This window comes from Trabulsiella guamensis ATCC 49490 (assembly GCF_000734965.1).
GTDB classification, from domain to species: domain Bacteria; phylum Pseudomonadota; class Gammaproteobacteria; order Enterobacterales; family Enterobacteriaceae; genus Trabulsiella; species Trabulsiella guamensis.
In genome coordinates this window covers 1-925 of sequence record NZ_JMTB01000180.1, presented here as the reverse complement: position 1 = coordinate 925, position 925 = coordinate 1, and the positions used below count along the sequence as shown (strand labels likewise).

The window sequence follows — 925 nt, the reverse complement described above, 5'->3', positions numbered from 1 at the left end:
GCGATAACGTCACCTGAGGCGTCTGAGGTGGTTTACTGACGGGGTGGAGTGTAACTGTCGAATGCAGTCTGTTTTTGCGCCAGAGCAGCATCCAGTTCTCGCCCTCTGGCCGTGCCGGGATTATATGCCCAGCCCGGATCGATGCCTTCCGGAATGGACTCTTCCTCACCCGTGCGCTTATTGACCCACTTCACATATCGCTCAGGAGGGGCAGAGGTTTTAATGCTGCCGTTCTGTTTCATCTGGTCGTACTCGTAACGGCTGACCTGCCGCACACCACATTTACAGCCCCAGCCGTTCGGGCCCATGTGGGTATTCCAGAACGGATCATCAACCGGAAGGCAGACACCGGCCCAGCGAACATGATCGGCGCGGTGTTCCCGCGACGGACCCAGCGTATAGATAAGATACGGCATGGCCCGCTTCGTTCGCTCGATACGTTCCCACTGTCCCGCCGCGCGTGACGTGCGCATATTGGTGTCGTAGATAACCCGCAGACGACGGTCGCTGCCGAGCTGCACCAGCTTTGTTTCGCCGGTCAGCGGATCATCCGTCAGTTTCTGGCCCCACCATCCGCGTTTAATCAGCAATGGCTCCAGCTCAGCCCGGAACTGTGCAAACGTCCGGCCGTTCTCCAGCGCCGCCTCAACCAGCTGGCGGACATCGGCCAGCAAATCCAGCTGCGTCATCTTCGCGATGGTGAACGCCGCGCGGTGTTCGTCCTGCCAGACATCCCGGTAATCGAATCCGGGTTTCAGCTTTTTCGCCTTCAGCCAGGCGAGCGCTTCTTCCGGGACCAGCGTGAATTTGTCGGGCTTACGCATCGCTTACGTCTCCGAGCGCACGGGCTTTAAAGCACAACAGGGCGAGCTGGCGCGCAAACTCGTCAGGCTCCAGCTGTTTCTGAAGCTCCGGCAGCCCGGAC

General features: G+C 59.7%; 1 protein-coding gene. It reads right to left on the bottom strand.

From position 1 onward, the window contains the following. Positions 1 to 32: 32 nt before the first annotated feature. A complete protein-coding gene (locus GTGU_RS23415; RefSeq protein WP_038163617.1) occupies positions 33 to 824 on the bottom strand; it encodes a phage head morphogenesis protein in 792 nt (263 codons plus the stop codon). Positions 825 to 925 lie beyond the last annotated feature (101 nt).